Here is a 16,476-nt window from a genome sequence, read left to right on the forward strand (position 1 = left end):
CTTCTTCAGGCCGTCGATTCGCTCAACCGGCGTTCAGCCTCGCCCCAGCTGCCGGTCATGCGCAGGCTCGGCGATTGGCCGTCCATTTTGGATGCCCAGCGCAACGGCAGGGCATCCGGCCGCCGGATGATGCGGCGCGGCGTGAAGCGCCAGAGGCGTTCGGCGCCCTCGAATGCTGCGATTTCGGGCGTATCCACAATGACATGGGCATCGCCGGAAAGCTGCAGCAAGTCGCCGGTGTCAAAATCGGCAAAAACAAGACCGGCTCTGCCGTTTGCAAGAATATTGCCGAGCGTGTTGAAAAACAGGTTGCCAGCGAAATCTGGGATAGTCAGCACACCGTCATCGCCAACCCGGACAAAGCCCGGCTTGCCGCCCCGGTGCGAGACATCCGCCTGCCGCTCACCGTTTTCGAACTCCGCATAGGTCGCGACGAAAAATGTGTCGGCTGATGCAATCATCTGTCGAGCACCGGTATCGAGCGCCTCCAATGTCGTGGGCTCAGTGACCGGGCCTGCCGAAGGATCGCGGACGAAGTGGAAATCGCGCAGCTGGATATATTTCGGACAATTGCCGTAGGATTGGCCGACATCAACGTCGAAACCTTCCGGCCCAGACCTACGGATGGTTCCGTTCAGGCGATTGCGCCGTCGTGTGTGCAGTTCGATACCAAGCATGCCGATCGCCGCACCATCGCCCAGTCCTGCCTGCGCCGGGTCTTCGGGTTCCCAGCCAAGGCGAACATTCAGGGTGTGCGTATCCGGGCTTTGCAGAAAACCGGGATTGGCCGCCCGTATCGTTGCCCACGCATCTCCTTTGCCATCCACGGTGCCCAGCACGATGAATGGGAGCTGCGGATAGAAAGCGCGGTGCTGATCGATCAGATGATCGCGCAGAACCCGGCGGCCGAGCTCTTCCATGCGCCCGGCCACTCCGGCCTGATCCTGCAGCACCCGCTCACCTGGATGCCAGGGAGATGCCTGGTCTATCGTGTTGAGAACCGACATTTGCTGATCCTTTGATGATGGGTTGGCAGGCTGCCGCGCTGCTCCGAAGCTGCTCAAGCAGCCTCCGGAATGCCGATTGCCGTTTTTTGGAAGGCAACGAAACCGGGAAGCGCTTCCATCCGCTTCAGCCAGGCATTGACGTTCGAATAGGCGGCACGGTCGACATTGCCCTCCGGGGCGCGGGCGATGTAGCTGTAGAGCGCGACGTCGGCGATGGTCGGCCGATCGGCGGCAATCCACTGGCGGCCGGCAAGTTCTGCCTCGATGCGACCCAGAATAGTATGGGCGCGGGCGATAACCTCGTTCGCATCGAAGCGTGCACCGAAGACAGTGACAAGCCGCGCAGCACACGGGCCATAGGCGATTTCGCCGGCGGCGACAGACAACCAGCGCTGCACGGCGGCGGCACCCTTCGGGTCTTCGGGCAGCCAGTCCTCGGCCCCGGTTTTCTTGGCGAGATAGACGAGAATGGCGTTTGAATCGGCGACGATTACGCCGTCATCGTCGAGCACCGGAACCTGTCCGAAGGGGTTGAGTTTCAGGAATTCCGGGCTCTTACGGGCACGCGCGGCAAGATCGACTTCGATCAGTTCTGCATCGATCCCGAGCAGCGAGATAAACAGACGGGCGCGGTGCGCGTGGCCGGATAGCGGGTGATGGTAAAGTTTCATCGACGGTCTCCTTCGGGCGTTGACTGCCTATGGGAGAAGATGTTTCTTTCTTCGCAGAAACAGAAGCGTGATAGAAGACAAGATATCATTCCATTCAACGGAACAATGATTTGGGAGGCTGAGCTTGGACAGGCTTCAATCCATGCGGGTTCTGGTCAGGGTCGCCGATACCGGCAGCTTCGCCAAGGCAGCGCGCGCGCTCAATATGAGCCCGCCGGCGGTCACCCGTGCCATTGCCTATCTGGAAGACCTGACGGGTGCCCGGCTGTTCCTGCGATCGACCCGATCCGTGAAACTGACGGCGCCCGGAAGCCGCTACGTGGAGGATTGCCGCCGCATTCTTGCCGATATCGACGAGGCCGAGGCCTCTGCCGGCGGCTCGCATGCGACGCCGTCGGGCCTATTGACAGTTACGGCACCGGTCCTGTTCGGCCAGATCTATGTCATGCCGGTCCTGACATCGTTTCTGACACAGCATCCGGCCGTCAACGGCCGAGCCCTTCTGCTCGACCGCGTCGTCAACCTGCTGGAGGAAGGGATCGATGTTGCCTTGCGTATCGGGCAACTGCCGGATTCCGGCTACCACGCCATCAAGGTCGGCAGCGTGCGGCGGGTGATCTGTGGTGCACCGTCCTATTTCGAGGAGCATCCGGTGCCGCAGGTTCCGGCTGATCTGGCAGGGCACACGATCATTGCCAATACCGGTTCGTCCGCGCCGCAGGACTGGCGCTTCGCGGGCGGGGAGAAGAGCCATGTCACGCTGCGCCCACGATTGTTCTGCAACACCGTAGATGCGTCGATCTCCGCAGCGCTCCGCGGATGGGGCCTGACCAGCGCGCTGTCCTATCAGGTCGCATCGGCAGTGAGTGACGGAAAACTCAATATCGTGTTGTCCGACTATGAGGAGCCGGTCATTCCCATCCACGCCATGCACGCCGAGGGCCGCCATATCTCTGCCAAGACGCGGGCGTTCGTTGACTTTCTGGTGGCCGAATTGCGCGCCAACCAGAACGTGCAGTCCTCGACTTCGCTTTCCGCCGGTAGTCAAGTTTCGTAGGAATGATCCTGAGTCAATATAACAGCTACGCAACTAATTGAAATCGCTAGGGAAAATTGACTCTCTTGTTACGTCGATTCAATGACGTACACAAAAGTTTCCGTTGCTGCGATCCTAATCAACCGGTGCAATGGCAACAAAAAAGCCCGCATTTGCGGGCTTGGATTTGGTAGCTGATGAGATGTGGGTTGGTTACCGCCGCGCGCGGCAACGAACCGGCTTCACAAATGTCGAATGTACGACTTCCAATTTGCGGAAGAAGCGCGTTACTCTTCCAGCGCTTTCGTTGATTGGCTTAACACCCATTTGTTCGAGAACTCTCCTGACGATAATTGGATGGGTCGAACTGTTTGCGGCCAGATCCGCGACAGAGATATACGCCGTCGCAAAAGCAGCTACGGAATCACCGGTGACGTAAACTTGCTTTCGCACACAGGTGCGATTGTTTTCCACTGCGGTGATCAGGAAACCCTGCTCAATGAGCGCAGCGACGCTAAGGTGTGTTGTTTTCAGGTAGTGAGCTGTTTCATGTCTCGTCAAGAACCTCGGAAACTTTCCTCCAGATAACTGATCTGAAGCGCCGTTGTCCTCGGACACGACAGCTTTAATTTCCGCCACATCCACCCAGATTCTAGAGATCTTAAAATTATGCCCGGGTTCCGCGGCGACATTCTTTATTGATCCGTTTACGATTTGTGAAAGCAGTGCCGCTTGTGAGCAACCGACCCTTTGGCAAGCCGCACCAATTGGCTGGTAGTTAATCGGAATCACGGATGCAGCGTTTGCAAATACGGCTTGCTTGAATTCGTCAAAATCCGAGCGCAGAATTCGGGAGTACACACGACCTTCATCATGGCTTTCAACACGCGGGATGATGCCTTCATCGAGCAGCTTCGTGAAAACGACCTCTGTCACGCCAAGTTGTTCGCGCGCCCCACGGCTCGTGAGCGTTTCCGTCGCTGCCGATAACACATCATGTGCCAACGCCGCACTAAAGTATACTTCGTGATAGGGCCGCTCCGTCGGTCCAATGAGACCCGCATCAAGAACCAACCGAAACACTCGTTTGGGCACGAGCCCATACTCCTTGGCGGCTGTTTTAACGGAATGCACACGGCGACGCTGCACTGGTAGGAAGCATACATTGCCTGGGCCCACGCGAATGTTTTGCACTGCGATGTCGTGAAAGAGCCCCACTAATTCGGCATGTGCAGGATTGGCAACGTTGCGTTTCAGCCATAGTGCAAGGGTTCCGAATTGAAACCCCTTATTACTAATGCGGCGAGCATTTGTGATTATCGCGCTTACGGTAGATCGAATTTCGGCGTCGCCTTGATTAGCAACCCAGAACCCGATTTCCCTCTCACTTCCATCGAGCAAATTTCCTGGAACCGAGGGTGCCTTCGACCAATGCCGCTTGATGAACTGTCCAAGGTAGTTACAGAGATCGGCCGCCACGTACGTTTCAAAGCGTGCGAGATAGCAGTCCTTCGCAGTTCCATGGATACAATTCACAATGTGGCGGTCTAGGTCGCACGTAATCACTGTATTGGCACGCTCGGCGCTTTTCTTAACCTCTTCCCATCCAGTCACCATCATTCTTGTGAAGTCCTCACATGCTTTGGCCGGGAGAGGAAAATCGATTAGGGGAATTGAGTGGATGGTGCAGTTTTGTACTGCTCGCGTCATCCAAGCGGCGCGGACGTACGTCCGAAAGGCCTGCGTGCCGGTTCCGTTGCTTACATCGTTTAAGATACATCGGGGGCAGAGCCGGTATGTAGCGCCTCTTCGCGATTCCTTGGAGAAACGAGCTTCGCCAAGTGTCCAGGGCTTCTCAACGGTGGCCGGTTTGATTGCGTAGCGGGAGATCGTGAGGCTGTCCTCTCCACTCCAATACGCAAGCCTCCTGGTGGCTTCCGGTTCACCATGCCCCAAACCGCCGGGACTAATCTCGGCGGCGTTGAGGAACTGTTCAAGCGATGAGAATCCATTTACATACGCAAGTGCCGAGGCAAAGCTAAGGGGAGTTGCATCGCGGGCCATCTTAATCGGAACCGGTAACGTCATTCGGCTACTTCCTGGAGATCCATCAGGGAAAACTTGGGTTTGAGTTCATTCCAGCGCGGCGAGTGGAACATGTTCTCCCCCTCCTTGCAGGCCGTAATCTGGTCGTAACGGTATGCAAAGTGGTTAATGGTGAGCGTCGTACGACCGTTCGCCAGGGCCACGAAGCAAGCCTCCTGCACCATTTCAATGATGGACCCCCAACCTCCATTCATCGCACGGCAAAGACGGCCCAGGAATTCGTCTGACGTGATGGCATCGGACAACTTTAGGGAACACTGTTGAACCGCGACATTGTGCAGTAGCGTCTTCAGCCAATCGAGGTCGTCAGGGTATTCCATCGGCTCAAACTTCAAGACGTGCGAGCGCCGCTCCATTTGACCATCCCCGATCCTCATATTGTCGACTTCTGGCATGCCGGAAATAATAAGGTGTAGCGGCCAGTCGGGGATCGCCATGAGATTTTTGAGAAAGTCCTGGACCCCTTTGATAGCTTTGGGCGTGTTTGAGCGGATCGCATGCTGGCCTTCGTCAATGTGAAGTGCGATTAATGAGCGCTCTTTTGCCTGCTCTTTCAGAAGCGCCGTGAGTTCCTGCTCCGAGCCTTTGTGAGGCAGGTTCATTGTTTTCAAGACCGCAACGATAAGGTCTTTGGTCGGTGATTGTTTGGGAGCAGGGAGACTGATCAGAGGTTTAACGGTTTCAAGTTCACGGACAAATGGTTGAAATTGAGGAATTTTCTTGAAGTGGTGTTCAAGGGCGGTGGTCTTGCCGCTCCCGGACGGTCCAATCACGAACAGGCAGCGGCGTTGAGAGGCAGCACCCGCGTGGAAGTCGTCGATGTTGGACACAATAAAGTTGAGATGGTCCGCGACTTGCTCGTCGCGGCCGTTCTCGATGTATTGGGAACGCACCTTCTTTTTGAGCGCGCGAAGTTCTTCAGTGGTCATAGGTTTGGTTTTCGACATTGGTCGTCTTTCATAATGTGCTGAACGGAAGGTAGATTATCGGTGCGATCACAGTCTCAGGGTGGACGTGGACGAAGTTGATGGAGGCCCTGCCCGGCAACGGGCAGGGAGATTGTGGCGATTGAGCTTGCGTGCATCAGAGTTCGCGCTTAACCCGGTCAAACTTAGACTTGCCGGAATTCGCTGGAACAACCTGCGACGTCGCGTCCACGTCAACAGTCTTGGTCGAGCCAATCATTCCGTCGCGAAGTGGATCGGGGGCAATTGTCAGATCAGACAGTAGTGCGACATCCGATCCGCTCTGCGGCGCGGGCTCGTATCCGTGGAACAGCCGTGCCCTCGCGCGTTTTTGTTTCTCGCTGACCGGAGTCATCGGCGTGTGGCCAGCGCGAATTGCCGCTGCTTCGCCAATCTGACGCATGCGGTTCACGGCCGCATAAATCGTGGCGAGACCAGCGTTAGACTGATCCTTATTCTCCGCCAGATCTGCCTTGCGGGCGGCGATCCATTCCAGTTCGGACATTTCAGAGGTCAAACCAACCGTGTTTTCGACGAGAAACCATCCCTTTTTGCCCTTCACGAGAATATCGTTCAGGCGGGATTGATCGACCTTGATGTCGAACTTAATCTTGCCGTGGGTAGACATCTCGAGGTCGAGAGTCTCGTTCCGGTAGGAAATGCCCAGACGGGTAATTCCATATTTGCCCACGGTTCCTTGCTCAACCGCTCCGAATGCGCGCAGCATCTCTTCTGGCCCTGGAGGGCTCATTACTCCATGCTCTTGGCACGCCTCGATGTAAGCATTCTGCGGGGTCTTGCCTCCGAGCGAGTCGTGGGGACGGTTGTGATAGACGTCGCAGGTGATTTGGGTAATCACCTTGACGAATTCATCATTCAAAAGGCTGGCATGCTCCTTCGGATCATAATCGCCTTTTTCGAGGATCGAACGAAACGTGCGTCCCTGAAAAAAGCTAGTCCAAAGTGGCCCAATACCGTTGAAGAAACTTTCGATGAAAGGACGACGGTAAGGCTGTCCCGCCGGAGGGCGTACGACCGTGATGCCCAAGGCCTGGAGACCGCTAACGAACTGCTCGCTGAGAAACGCAGACCCATTGTCCGAGTACACTTCTTCAGGAACGAGGTGGCCAAACCAGTCTGTTCGCGCACCTGCAACTCGTGACTGCAATGTTTTATCAGACATCGCCATGCGCATGGCTGCAACGGCAGCGTCCCCGGAAGGATTCAACGTGGCTTTGATCGCCAGGATGTAGCGAGTAGCCACATCAATGACCACCACAAGCCAAATGCGAACTTTCTTCAGAAGTTTGAAAAGCTCCTTTGGGATATTAACATAATCGCCGCTCATGGCGACGAGTGTCGCCATGTCCGCTTTTACCTCATCGATTTCGACGCGCTGGCCGGGACGATCAACTTCAATTCCGCGCACGTTTGGCGCAAAGTGTTTTTGAGCAAACTCCTCTCCTTCGCGCGCAACCATCGTCTCGTAGGCAGAGAAGCTGTTGATGATTTTTTCGAACTTTGAACGAGAAAATGGGTGGAGCGGCGGTTTTTTTTCAAGCTCGCGTTGTTCATTCACTGCCCAAAGTGCTGCCTTGTAACGCAGGTAAACAAACGCCCGGGTTGGCTTGAGTTCGTTCAGAAACCCCTCAGCTTCCTTGTACGCGAATGCCAAGCTCTCAGGGCACCAAATCACAGGCTTCTTGCCAGGCCCGCGATGCCGTGGGACAAGCGCGAGAATATTTCCGCCACTGGCTACGTACTCGCGGAACTTGCGGTTGATTGTAGCAAGTGACGGAGCGACATAGGTGTCCTCGTCAACGTCCCAGCGAGTGCTGTTTTTTACAGTCTTGACGATCTTTTCCCATTCGTTAAGCAACCAGCCACGAGACTTGTCGGAGCGTGGTACCTTTTTTCCTGTTTTCGAGCCTTCCTGCAGCATTGCGTTGATAAGCTTTTCCAACAACACACTGCGAATGCGGTCTCCATCCTTAAAATCGGAGAGCGTTTTGTCGCCGTGGATGAGGTCCAGGCGTTTGTTGACAGGGTGGTTCTTGTTGCGCTTGATCTTGGCCTTCTTCGTGCGCAGGAGCTGAGCGAGTTCGAAGTCACTGAGAAACATGGTCCGCTCGGGATCATCCTCGTGGACAATGTTAAAACCGTTGGTCAACCGTGCGACTGGACGATAAGGCTCGTCGGCAATCAGCACGCGATCATGAAATCGGAGACGCTCCTTAAAGTTGCGCTCCAAGGCGTGAATAACCGGTTCAACGTTCATTAAAATGTTCCTTAGGTTTTTGGAGGATTAAGCAGTGATCTTACGAAGCCAAGTCAGCTCCGTAATTTCTTCACCAGTTGTCGAGACCAGGATCCCCTGATCAATAAGACGCCAGATAGCCACACGGCGAGCTGACATGTTTCCGCAACCCCAGAGCAGGTCGCCGAAACGGAAGAATCCCTGCAGCTTCTTGAGCAGGTTCAAGACCTGTTCGATTTCGTTCTGATCGTGCCATTTGCGGGACCACAAAACGTTTCGTGCGTTCGCAGCTGCCTCGAACGAGCCATTTTTTTCGCTTAGGAAGCGGATGTCATCGACTGCGCCATCCGTTCCGTAGGCCTTCATGCGCTCGATAAGGAGGAGCATGTCGGCGCGCTTGCGCTCCATCTTAACAACTACCGCGACTTCATAACCGTCCGTGAAGCGAACACAGAAGTCAGCGGTATGTTTACACGTCTTTCCGTTGGCATCGACAAAGCGGAGAACCGGATACTGTCCCTGAATGTCGGCCACATCAGTGCGTGCCATCAGAGTCAATAGGATGCGATGTTCCAGCTCGCTTTCGAACGGGATCACGTGATCGCCGTACGCCACCGAACCACGTGCGGTTTTCGCGCTCTTGCTGGGAGGAAGACGGCTTGCCAACCCATAGCTTGGTGGATTCCAGTATTTCTCACTGGTCGGCGTGACCTCGAGATTATGCTGGGCGCGGAGCTTGTAGGAGCACATCAAATTGGTGTCCTGCATTCCACTGATCTTTTCTTCCGAGCGACGAGGTCTGTTGAGGTGACCCAGGCCGGCACGGTCGCGCTCATGACGGAAAGCGACTTTACGGGAATGAACAACTGACATTAGTCCGTACCTCCAACATGATAGCGACAGACGAAGTAGGTTGCGGTCGGGATGCGAATTTCAAAGGTTGCGCAATTAACAGGGCGCACGGGTTCGTTCCGTGTTTTCACGGCAGGTTCTCCAAATTGTTGTTGAACTTACAATTCTGCCTGAATGCGACTGAGCACCTGGTGTCAGGTCATGTTGTTTCCGGATGTCCGGTCGAATTCAGTGAGCGGAAGATGCGACTTTTCGCGGCAATGCCAGCATAGCAAATGCATAGAAACGTATTCCCGAACGATTTCTTTCGATGCGGGATCCTGCCGGCGCTGGAAAGCCAACGCTGGATACGACTTCTCTGAATTTGTAAGTAAGTGGCGAGCGCGAGCGCGTGACGGCCAAGCTAGTCGTTCAGGCACTTGTGCCCGCGAATTTGCTAAGCGCGTCCGCCGCGAACTTTAGATATTCGAAATAACGACATGGCGATCTGGTCCCTGAAACAACACCAGCAAAAATGCCTGCGCGATCTGCCGAAGTCGAGTGGCATCGTTAACAATTCGTTAAAAGATGAAAACATGGTTAATTACTCGAATGACTTGCATCGACGATCCAACATTGGTGGCTTGCATAAGAACGAGAGAGTCTGAGGTACCGCTATCAGAGGCCCTCGTTATGGAATTTCCCAAGCTAAAGTTTTTCGGCGAAGTGCAGAAGACACTCGCACCTGTTCTAGACCATCTCGGGCTGAAAGCACGGATGCGCGAATGGTGGGGCTATCCAACAATTCAGTTCGAAACACCAGACGGGACCATGCGTAGCCCAATTTGTTTGGTGCTAAGGAATCCCGATCCGTCCAATAAGGCGGGGTCGAGGTGGAAGGGTCACACGATCCAGTATACTGGCCACGACGAACGGCCGCTGGGGGATAGCGGCTGGACTTTCGTGAAGTTCGTGGCAATGGACGAGGAATATCTCAAGGGCAGCGATAATGCGTCCGCAAGAACATTGGCTCGCGACTTAATGGACTTTAACCTAACTTTTACTGAGACGCATCCGATGGCCACTTTTGAAATCGAGGTCTTCAATACCTACAACAACCTCAGAAAAATGTTGAAAAGATCCGACAATCCGACAGTGGAATGCCAGCGTTCAGGCAAACTGGAAATTTTGAAATTCAACGACCACGCTGGCCGGGCGTGGAGCATTGAATTTGGAGAGCAAGTGACCGTATCGGTCGACGGCGCGTCGTTGAAGACGTTCCGTTATTATGAAGCCGAGACTATCATGCCGTTTGTCAAACGTACGATTTCTAAAATCAAGCCAGAGGTAACAACCGACTGCACGAATGCCATGACGCGGTGAACTGCGTCATGGCAAGGTTGTTTTCATCAACATCCACGGCGAGCGCGCTGACGTTCCGTGGGTTGCTCCCGGCTTCTTAAACGCTGTTCGCCATTGTCGTTTAATCATGTCGGTCCGTTGTGGATTTCTTGTTCAACTCGATAGCGCCGTGATTTTTCTGCTTGAGGGTTGTCATACAGATAAATGGGCTGACGACTATAGGGTATCTGTTTTTTAAACCCCCGCGTAGGTACAAGTTCGCCGGTATCCCGCGATACCAAAAGCTGCTTCACCGCAATGGGTTCTTGAAACGAAGCCGATAGGTCCACGAGTTGTCCGGTGAGCGTGGCATGCATCGCTTGCGCGACCAGCCGCGTGATCGCGGGAGGGGTGGTCCGGCAAATCTGCTGGGCTTGCTCCCACTCTGAACCTTCAAAAACCCAATGTGGCGGGATGCCTTGCAGCGCCTTGAGAACAGGAGTTGTGAGCGGAATGGACGGGGGTTTGTCTTTTCTTGCCCGACGCTTTATTTGCGGTAACAGAACGTCCTCGAATTCAAAGCCCACGTCCCTCCATTTTTGCAGAACCGCCGAGTAAGGCTTCACAAGCGAATAGAGATCGGGCGTCAAAACCGGCCTTTTCTGGGATATATTCCGCCAAGTAATGTATGCAGATTTGAAGTTGTCCGAGGTTTCCTGGCTGTCCACCAAGTCCTCGAGAGTCTCAACGAGCGAGCGGTAAACACCCGGTTCGATTAGCGGGGGTACTAAATCCTTCTTCAAAGACCGCTTGACCCCCATAATCACGGTTCGATTGCGATTCTGAGCAAGCCCGTATTCCTCGCCTTTTAGCAAGAAGAATTCAGCGATATAACCCAGTGCGCTGAACTCCTGGATGATCCAGTTTTTGTAGAGTGCATGGCGAGCATCGAGAAACTCCTCGGCATTCTCGAAAAAGAACCCGTTGGGGCGTTTTTGCCGTATCAGGGAGATCACCTCGGGAAACGCGTGTCCTTCATCGGTGGCACCTTTGCTTTTTCGGTGCCACGGCCTTCCTGGCAGCGCACCGCAAATAACATCAACGCCCCTCGCTTTCATCCCGGAGGGAATGGCATGCTCAATATCATCAGATTTCATACCTCCAGCGACCCCCCAATCTGGACGGTTTGCCGTAATAGTAGCTCGTGCAACTCTATTTTCATCAGAGACGGCAGCCACGTGGAAACTTGCGGCTTCCAGGCCTAATGCGCCCGCGCCAGACGCGGAAAAAATCTCAACTGCACTAAAGCGGCGAATGGGATTGGTCTCACTTAAGTCGCTCGACGCCGCGCGCGTCCGCTTGCCAGGCCGTTCCGTGGCGCAAAGGTGGTTCCTTTCCGCTCGGTTTGCGTCAGCAGACGGTTGAATTTTATCAGGTGACGTTGAGATAGGCGTCGCGCACAATCTCTTCAGGGTGTCGAGCCCGTCAAGTTCAAGGAACTCGGAGAATTCCGTGTCGATCGCCGCGAAGTCGCCATAGGAACTATGGCTCAGCAGATATCGTGCTTTCGCCAAAAGTAGGTCGGCGGAATACGACGGTAGATCAAGCCAATCCTCCCTTGGCATACACATGTCGGGGAATAACTTGTCAAACCAAGACAACAAAACTTCCGCTTCCCGCGCGAGATTTTCGCGCGCCAAATCAGACCGTTCTAGATCGGAAACCTGGGCAGGCGAGAGGTTGTCCAAGTCCTCAATTTGACTTAGGTTTAACTGTTGCGACCTCTTTAAATTTTCAAAGTTTCGAACGAACTCGCCCACTGCGGATCGGAACTCCTCGGCGTTTTTCTTCCCGAGCGTTATGGCTCCGCGTGATAATTTACTATCATAGGCCCGCGACTGCCTTTGATCAGTGGATAACGCTAAAAGCTGAAATTCCTTTTCAATTTCCCTAACTTGGCGCGGGCTGAGATTTGCTCCGGCGGCGATTCTGGCAAGTGCTTCAGTCCGAGCCTCGTCGCTAGCGGAGATCATAGCCTTGATCGTGTCGAATTGAACGGCTTGCTTTACGAGCAGTTCCTTGTGCGCACCTAAAGTTTCTGAAAATCCCCGAAAAAATCTAGTGTCGCTGGGAAACAAACCTGTCTCAGCAAGAAAGGAATTGACTGCTTTGGCGGACATATCGTCATTGAATATGCCAGTAGCAACTTCGTTAGCCATTCGCGATCCCGCCTGACGCCGGCCGCTTCCGGAGAGATTCAGCACCTTTTCAACATTCTCAACCAGGTCGAGAAGGGTTTTTGTCAGTTGTCGCCTGTTTTGAAGAATCTTCCATCGCGCGTCTTTAATAGTCGAATCGGCGTCCGTTGCGACCGCCTTTTTCCGAGCAGGTTTGGGTCGGGGCTTGCCAATAATAGTCTTTTTAAAAGGCGATGTGTTTTTTATTGCCATGTGAGAATTCCTGAGTGACGCCAGATTATTCGCACGCTAGGCGTGTTTTCCTCGCAAACCAAACCGTTAAAACTTTAACAGAAGGGAGGATTCCTACGGCAACCTCTTTCATTGCTAAATTTAACTTCTGTGGGAGGGAACCACTGGAGAGGGAGTACGGCGCAAGTGCCGACTTAGTTATCCTAGATCGTGCAAGATGCCCATCTTTACCCTCGCCAAAAACATTACACGATCACACTTAACTCCGAAAATGGTCGTCTAAGTCTGATTGAATGGCGCGACATCATGTGTGAATGTCATCGTCGCGATCCACCGGAGATAATCGACATGCTTCCAAAAATCCCAGGGTTAGGTAATATTGGCCTGCCAGACATTCACTATCTGCCTATGCGTGGCCGGGAACAGAGTTCGCAGATCACTGGTCTTCTGGATGGGGCGGCGAAGTTGAAGGTGAAGGCTCAACGGGCTCCCGATAAAAGCGAAGAACAGCCTAAAAAGACTGACGATGGCAATTGATACATGAGTTGGGAAGCCGTGTCCGCGGTCGCCAACGTTGTGATGGGGGCGACAGCCGTAGGAGCAACGTTTTACGGGTTCCGGCAATATAAGCATTCAGTTGAGATTCAGGAGAATGACTCTCTATTTTCGATGACCGAGCGGATGGCAAGCGCGAACAAGGCCATCAGAGAGGCGGGTGACGACCAAGCAGCGCTGGAGCAAGCCGTCAAGGAAATCATAAATATACTAGAGGTCTTTTGCTTCATGTTGCACAAGCGTCAACTCAGCCACGGGGTTAACGAATTTGTGTCGGATCTCGTAAATTCGGACCTGAAGGAGCTTATTCGACTAGACGCAGTAGTGGAAATCATCCGAGAGAGTTCGAAACGCAACCCCAACGCCGCCCGGTATATCAAGCTCCAGCTCGAGAGGGTCTTGGGCATTGATGAAACAAGAGAGGTTTTGCTCGCAAATTTCTGATTAAAAAGTCTTTTTTCCATACGGAGCCATTTCCGGAAACCGTAAGGCCTCCATCTTCGCGTGCCAAATACCTGTCATAGGGTTGAATATGCCCGGCAGCGGGTAGCACTCGTTGATGAGCATGAAGTCCTTGACATTGAAAGTGGCTATCACCGCCCGGAGCGTTAGTGCGGTAGCGGCGATGTGGAGATCTTGGCCGATACGGGGCTCTTTTGCGTCTGCTCGCGGCACAGATAGATTTCTCAACCGGCGATCGGCGGCAAGCGTTCCCCAGATTTCCAATACTTCTTTGCCCGAGGGAGCGATCGGTATCTCGCCCGCTGTGAGTTCTTGATACCATTTGCTCAGCTTGACTGCTTTGAGGGGGCTCCGGGCACAAATTTCCATGATGCCTTTTTGCAGCTCCATCAACGCCGCTGCGGGAAGAACTATGTTCTCGGCGGCTTTAAGAAAGTCGAGAACTCGCGGATGAGGCCTGACTTTGCTCGTCTCACTGATTACATCGGTATCCAAAACGAAAACTTGCTTCATGTCGTTCGCCTATACTGACGGCGATGTTGCCGATCTTTTTCCCTGTTGTTACTGTAATGTTGAGTAGTATTGGTTTATAAATGTTTAATGATTAAATCACCTGGCCTGCGCGGCTGGATGTAACTCGTTATAGAGAAATAGAAACCGATGCTTTTGCGAATCGCTCAGACGGTGATATAAAGGAATTCTCTTTCTCCTGATTTTTGGACGACATGAAATTAAAGGAATTAATAACAGTTCGCGACGAGGATCAGGAAATATTGCATTTTCTTGACCGAATTCGTGCGGCTGGTTCAGCTATTGTCCAACATGGATCAGCCCGTTTCGTCATCGACATTCGACGTGAAGAGGTTTCAGAAAAGGGTCGACTTATCCTGACGAGGGGTGGACCTGTAGACGATAGTGATACCTGAGGTCAGCATATTCCGTCAGACTGATCTTTCGCTTGCGCTGGAACTTGAGTGAGGCGGATTCCAAAAACCGTGATTGCGGTACGTACTGAGTAGCTTGCCTGGCAAGGGACTGCGGAGACTGTCAAATCCCGTAGACCCTTCAACGGACTCCTGGTACCAATTTTGTGTCGCTGAGTTTATTCGTGCCAGATTGGTCGCCTCGGTGTTGCCAAGGGAGAATGGCGGATTTCCAGCGCATTCGACCGGCTGCCCGCTGAAAATTCTTAATAAACAGATCAATGAATTCCGGGTCATTCTTGCGAAGCCTGCCGCAAGCAAGGGCAGTCGAAAGTTGTCCGATTGCAGTTCTAATATGAGCTTGCTGGCGTTGCGGGAGTTCCAGCCGCTGCGTCCTACCGGCATGAATGCCCAATTGTCCTGGCCTTCGGGTGCGAGGGTTTCCTGCAAAGAATTCTTACTGCTTCCCTCAAGGTAGACAAGAGACCCAAGAACCTCAAAACGTTCGAACAACAACTCAAAATCAGGCACTGCGCCGACGAACGTTTTTGACCAGGAACGTGTCAATTCCAACAAGTGGTCGCTGAGGGGCGTTTTACGTTCTTCGAAGTCAGGAAGCTGTTTCCAGGCGTCATTTTCGGTTCCAACCCACGTCCATAAAAACAGCGTCTCTATTAGCCGTGTGGGCCTGCGGTAATCGTTTTGCAATTCAGCGCTCATAAGTCGGTGCAGCATCTCCCAACGGCCGGCGCGAACCAACCCCAACGCGTAGCTGGTGAAAGTGAGAACAGCAGGATAGGAGCGCAAATTTGGAAATTTTGACACACCGCTGCGGGACTTCTGACCGTGAGCATGGACGCTTCGGATTGTGTTAATTACAGCACTCCATTCTCTTCCTTCGCCCCATCGCCCTGCGATACCGGCGATAGTCGCAAGTCCTTCGGAAACAGATTCAAGTCGCGTGACGCGTATCCGAAACGCGGCTTGATCCCAGTCAAACGGGATCTCAAATTCCGGTCCTTCGAGGTGGGAAAGCAGTCTTGCCGTCTCGTCAGAGAGAAGGTCGTCAAGCTGGATGCGAAATTCGGGTTTTGCGAGAAACCGTTTTGTGCTTCCAACAAGCAATTCGATGCTTAAGGGATTCGGGCGTTGGGACGATTCCAACGTTTTAACGTGTTGCTCTACGCTAGAAAAAAAGCTGTCCGCATCAGAAATAGAAATCACGTCAGCCTTCCGATGGGCGACCAACCCCGTTGCACCAACACCCAGATTCCCCCTCGAAGCCCAGTAGGTTGAGTACCGGCGGTTCGGCGCGCGGACAAAGGCTGCGCGAAGCGCGCTGACCAGCCGGAAACTATCAAACCGTGCTCGTCCAAGATACGATCCAGGATGGCATCGTACTGTGCGGGGTAGCCGTTCAATTCGCTCTCTGTATTGAGGATACGAGCGTCTTTGTAGTCCCCATGTAGTTTGAGGATGTAACAACGGCTGTGGGTAAGGGGCTCGGCTCCGGACAGAGCGTCCACGGATGCAATGATGGTGGGCTCTACGCCACGCTCGCGCAGAGCATTTTCCATGAGGCGATCGAAGTTGGTCGTAATGATGACCCGGATATAACCGCTTGCAACAAGATCGGCGATTGCGCGATGCGCTTTTGTTGGAACTTTCGCCCCTCCTCTCGATCTTTAGCGTTTGGCTCTATGTAGCCATGCAAGATTGCCCGCCGCTCTCCGGGTGAGGATCCCAACTCTTCCAACAAAACCGAATAGTTGGGCTCTCCGCCCATTGTGTCACGAAACCAAACAGCCCAATCGGTTTGGTCCTTTACGCCTTGACCGACGGCCACGCGGCGCACGAGGCCTAGCGTAATTTCCCAACCTGTTGGTATTTCGG

General features: G+C 53.6%; 14 protein-coding genes. 4 read left to right on the top strand and 10 right to left on the bottom strand.

Annotation, left to right across the window (positions count from 1 at the left end):
• Nucleotides 1-5 precede the first annotated feature (5 nt).
• Nucleotides 6-1,007 (bottom strand): pyridoxamine 5'-phosphate oxidase family protein, encoded by a 1,002-nt coding sequence (locus tag ACP7E6_RS20920; RefSeq protein ID WP_426231647.1) that lies wholly within the window; start codon nt 1,005-1,007, stop codon nt 6-8.
• 53 nt (nt 1,008-1,060) lie between these two features.
• On the bottom strand, nt 1,061-1,678 hold the full coding sequence (locus ACP7E6_RS20925) for a glutathione S-transferase family protein (protein ID WP_426231648.1): 618 nt from the start codon (nt 1,676-1,678) through the stop codon (nt 1,061-1,063).
• Nucleotides 1,679-1,802: 124 nt separating this feature from the next.
• Between ACP7E6_RS20925 and ACP7E6_RS20930 the strand changes: the two genes are divergently transcribed.
• The gene (locus ACP7E6_RS20930; RefSeq protein WP_426231649.1) at nt 1,803-2,735 is read left to right on the top strand and encodes a LysR family transcriptional regulator; all 933 of its coding nucleotides are present in this window, start codon (nt 1,803-1,805) and stop codon (nt 2,733-2,735) included.
• 192 nt (nt 2,736-2,927) lie between these two features.
• On the opposite strand, the gene ACP7E6_RS20935 is transcribed toward ACP7E6_RS20930, so the two are convergent.
• The 4 genes from ACP7E6_RS20935 to ACP7E6_RS20950 form a co-directional block, all read right to left on the bottom strand.
• A complete protein-coding gene (locus tag ACP7E6_RS20935) occupies nt 2,928-4,802 on the bottom strand; it encodes a hypothetical protein (RefSeq protein ID WP_426231650.1) in 1,875 nt (624 codons plus the stop codon).
• Complete coding sequence (locus tag ACP7E6_RS20940; protein WP_426231651.1) at nt 4,799-5,749, bottom strand: AAA family ATPase; 951 nt, start codon at nt 5,747-5,749, stop codon at nt 4,799-4,801. Before ACP7E6_RS20940 ends, ACP7E6_RS20935 begins: the two co-directional genes overlap by 4 nt.
• Nucleotides 5,750-5,903: 154 nt before the next feature.
• The gene (locus tag ACP7E6_RS20945) at nt 5,904-8,063 is read right to left on the bottom strand and encodes a DDE-type integrase/transposase/recombinase (RefSeq protein WP_426231652.1); all 2,160 of its coding nucleotides are present in this window, start codon (nt 8,061-8,063) and stop codon (nt 5,904-5,906) included.
• Nucleotides 8,064-8,090: 27 nt separating this feature from the next.
• On the bottom strand, nt 8,091-8,915 hold the full coding sequence (locus ACP7E6_RS20950) for a hypothetical protein (protein WP_426231653.1): 825 nt from the start codon (nt 8,913-8,915) through the stop codon (nt 8,091-8,093).
• Between the two features lie 651 nt (nt 8,916-9,566).
• Here ACP7E6_RS20950 and ACP7E6_RS20955 point away from each other — a divergent pair.
• Nucleotides 9,567-10,256 carry a hypothetical protein gene (locus ACP7E6_RS20955; RefSeq protein ID WP_426231654.1) on the top strand — a complete coding sequence of 230 codons (690 nt, stop codon included), beginning with the start codon at nt 9,567-9,569 and terminating at the stop codon, nt 10,254-10,256.
• Between the two features lie 104 nt (nt 10,257-10,360).
• Here the strand turns inward: ACP7E6_RS20955 and ACP7E6_RS20960 are convergent, their stop codons facing one another.
• Nucleotides 10,361-12,664, bottom strand: a complete 2,304-nt coding sequence (locus tag ACP7E6_RS20960) for a DNA cytosine methyltransferase (protein WP_426231655.1) — start codon at nt 12,662-12,664, stop codon at nt 10,361-10,363.
• A gap of 327 nt (nt 12,665-12,991) precedes the next feature.
• Between ACP7E6_RS20960 and ACP7E6_RS20965 the strand changes: the two genes are divergently transcribed.
• Nucleotides 12,992-13,180: a hypothetical protein gene (locus tag ACP7E6_RS20965; protein WP_426231656.1), complete on the top strand. Its 189-nt coding sequence runs from the start codon at nt 12,992-12,994 to the stop codon at nt 13,178-13,180.
• A 3-nt stretch (nt 13,181-13,183) separates the two neighbouring features.
• Nucleotides 13,184-13,642, top strand: coding sequence for a hypothetical protein (locus ACP7E6_RS20970; RefSeq protein WP_426231657.1), 459 nt, complete (start codon nt 13,184-13,186; stop codon nt 13,640-13,642).
• Here ACP7E6_RS20970 and ACP7E6_RS20975 read toward each other — a convergent pair whose 3' ends face one another.
• The 3 genes from ACP7E6_RS20975 to ACP7E6_RS20985 all read right to left on the bottom strand — a co-directional run bounded on the left by ACP7E6_RS20975 (nt 13,643) and on the right by ACP7E6_RS20985 (nt 16,160).
• Nucleotides 13,643-14,173 carry a PIN domain-containing protein gene (locus tag ACP7E6_RS20975; protein WP_426231658.1) on the bottom strand — a complete coding sequence of 177 codons (531 nt, stop codon included), beginning with the start codon at nt 14,171-14,173 and terminating at the stop codon, nt 13,643-13,645.
• 428 nt (nt 14,174-14,601) lie between these two features.
• A complete protein-coding gene (locus tag ACP7E6_RS20980; protein WP_426231659.1) occupies nt 14,602-15,807 on the bottom strand; it encodes a hypothetical protein in 1,206 nt (401 codons plus the stop codon).
• A complete protein-coding gene (locus tag ACP7E6_RS20985; RefSeq protein ID WP_426231660.1) occupies nt 15,804-16,160 on the bottom strand; it encodes a hypothetical protein in 357 nt (118 codons plus the stop codon). The genes ACP7E6_RS20980 and ACP7E6_RS20985 overlap by 4 nt, the downstream gene beginning before the upstream one ends.
• Nucleotides 16,161-16,476: the final 316 nt, after the last annotated feature.

Origin of the sequence: Pararhizobium sp. DWP3-4 (assembly GCF_049898205.1) — a bacterium.
In the GTDB taxonomy this organism is placed as follows: Bacteria; Pseudomonadota; Alphaproteobacteria; order Rhizobiales; family Rhizobiaceae; genus Pararhizobium.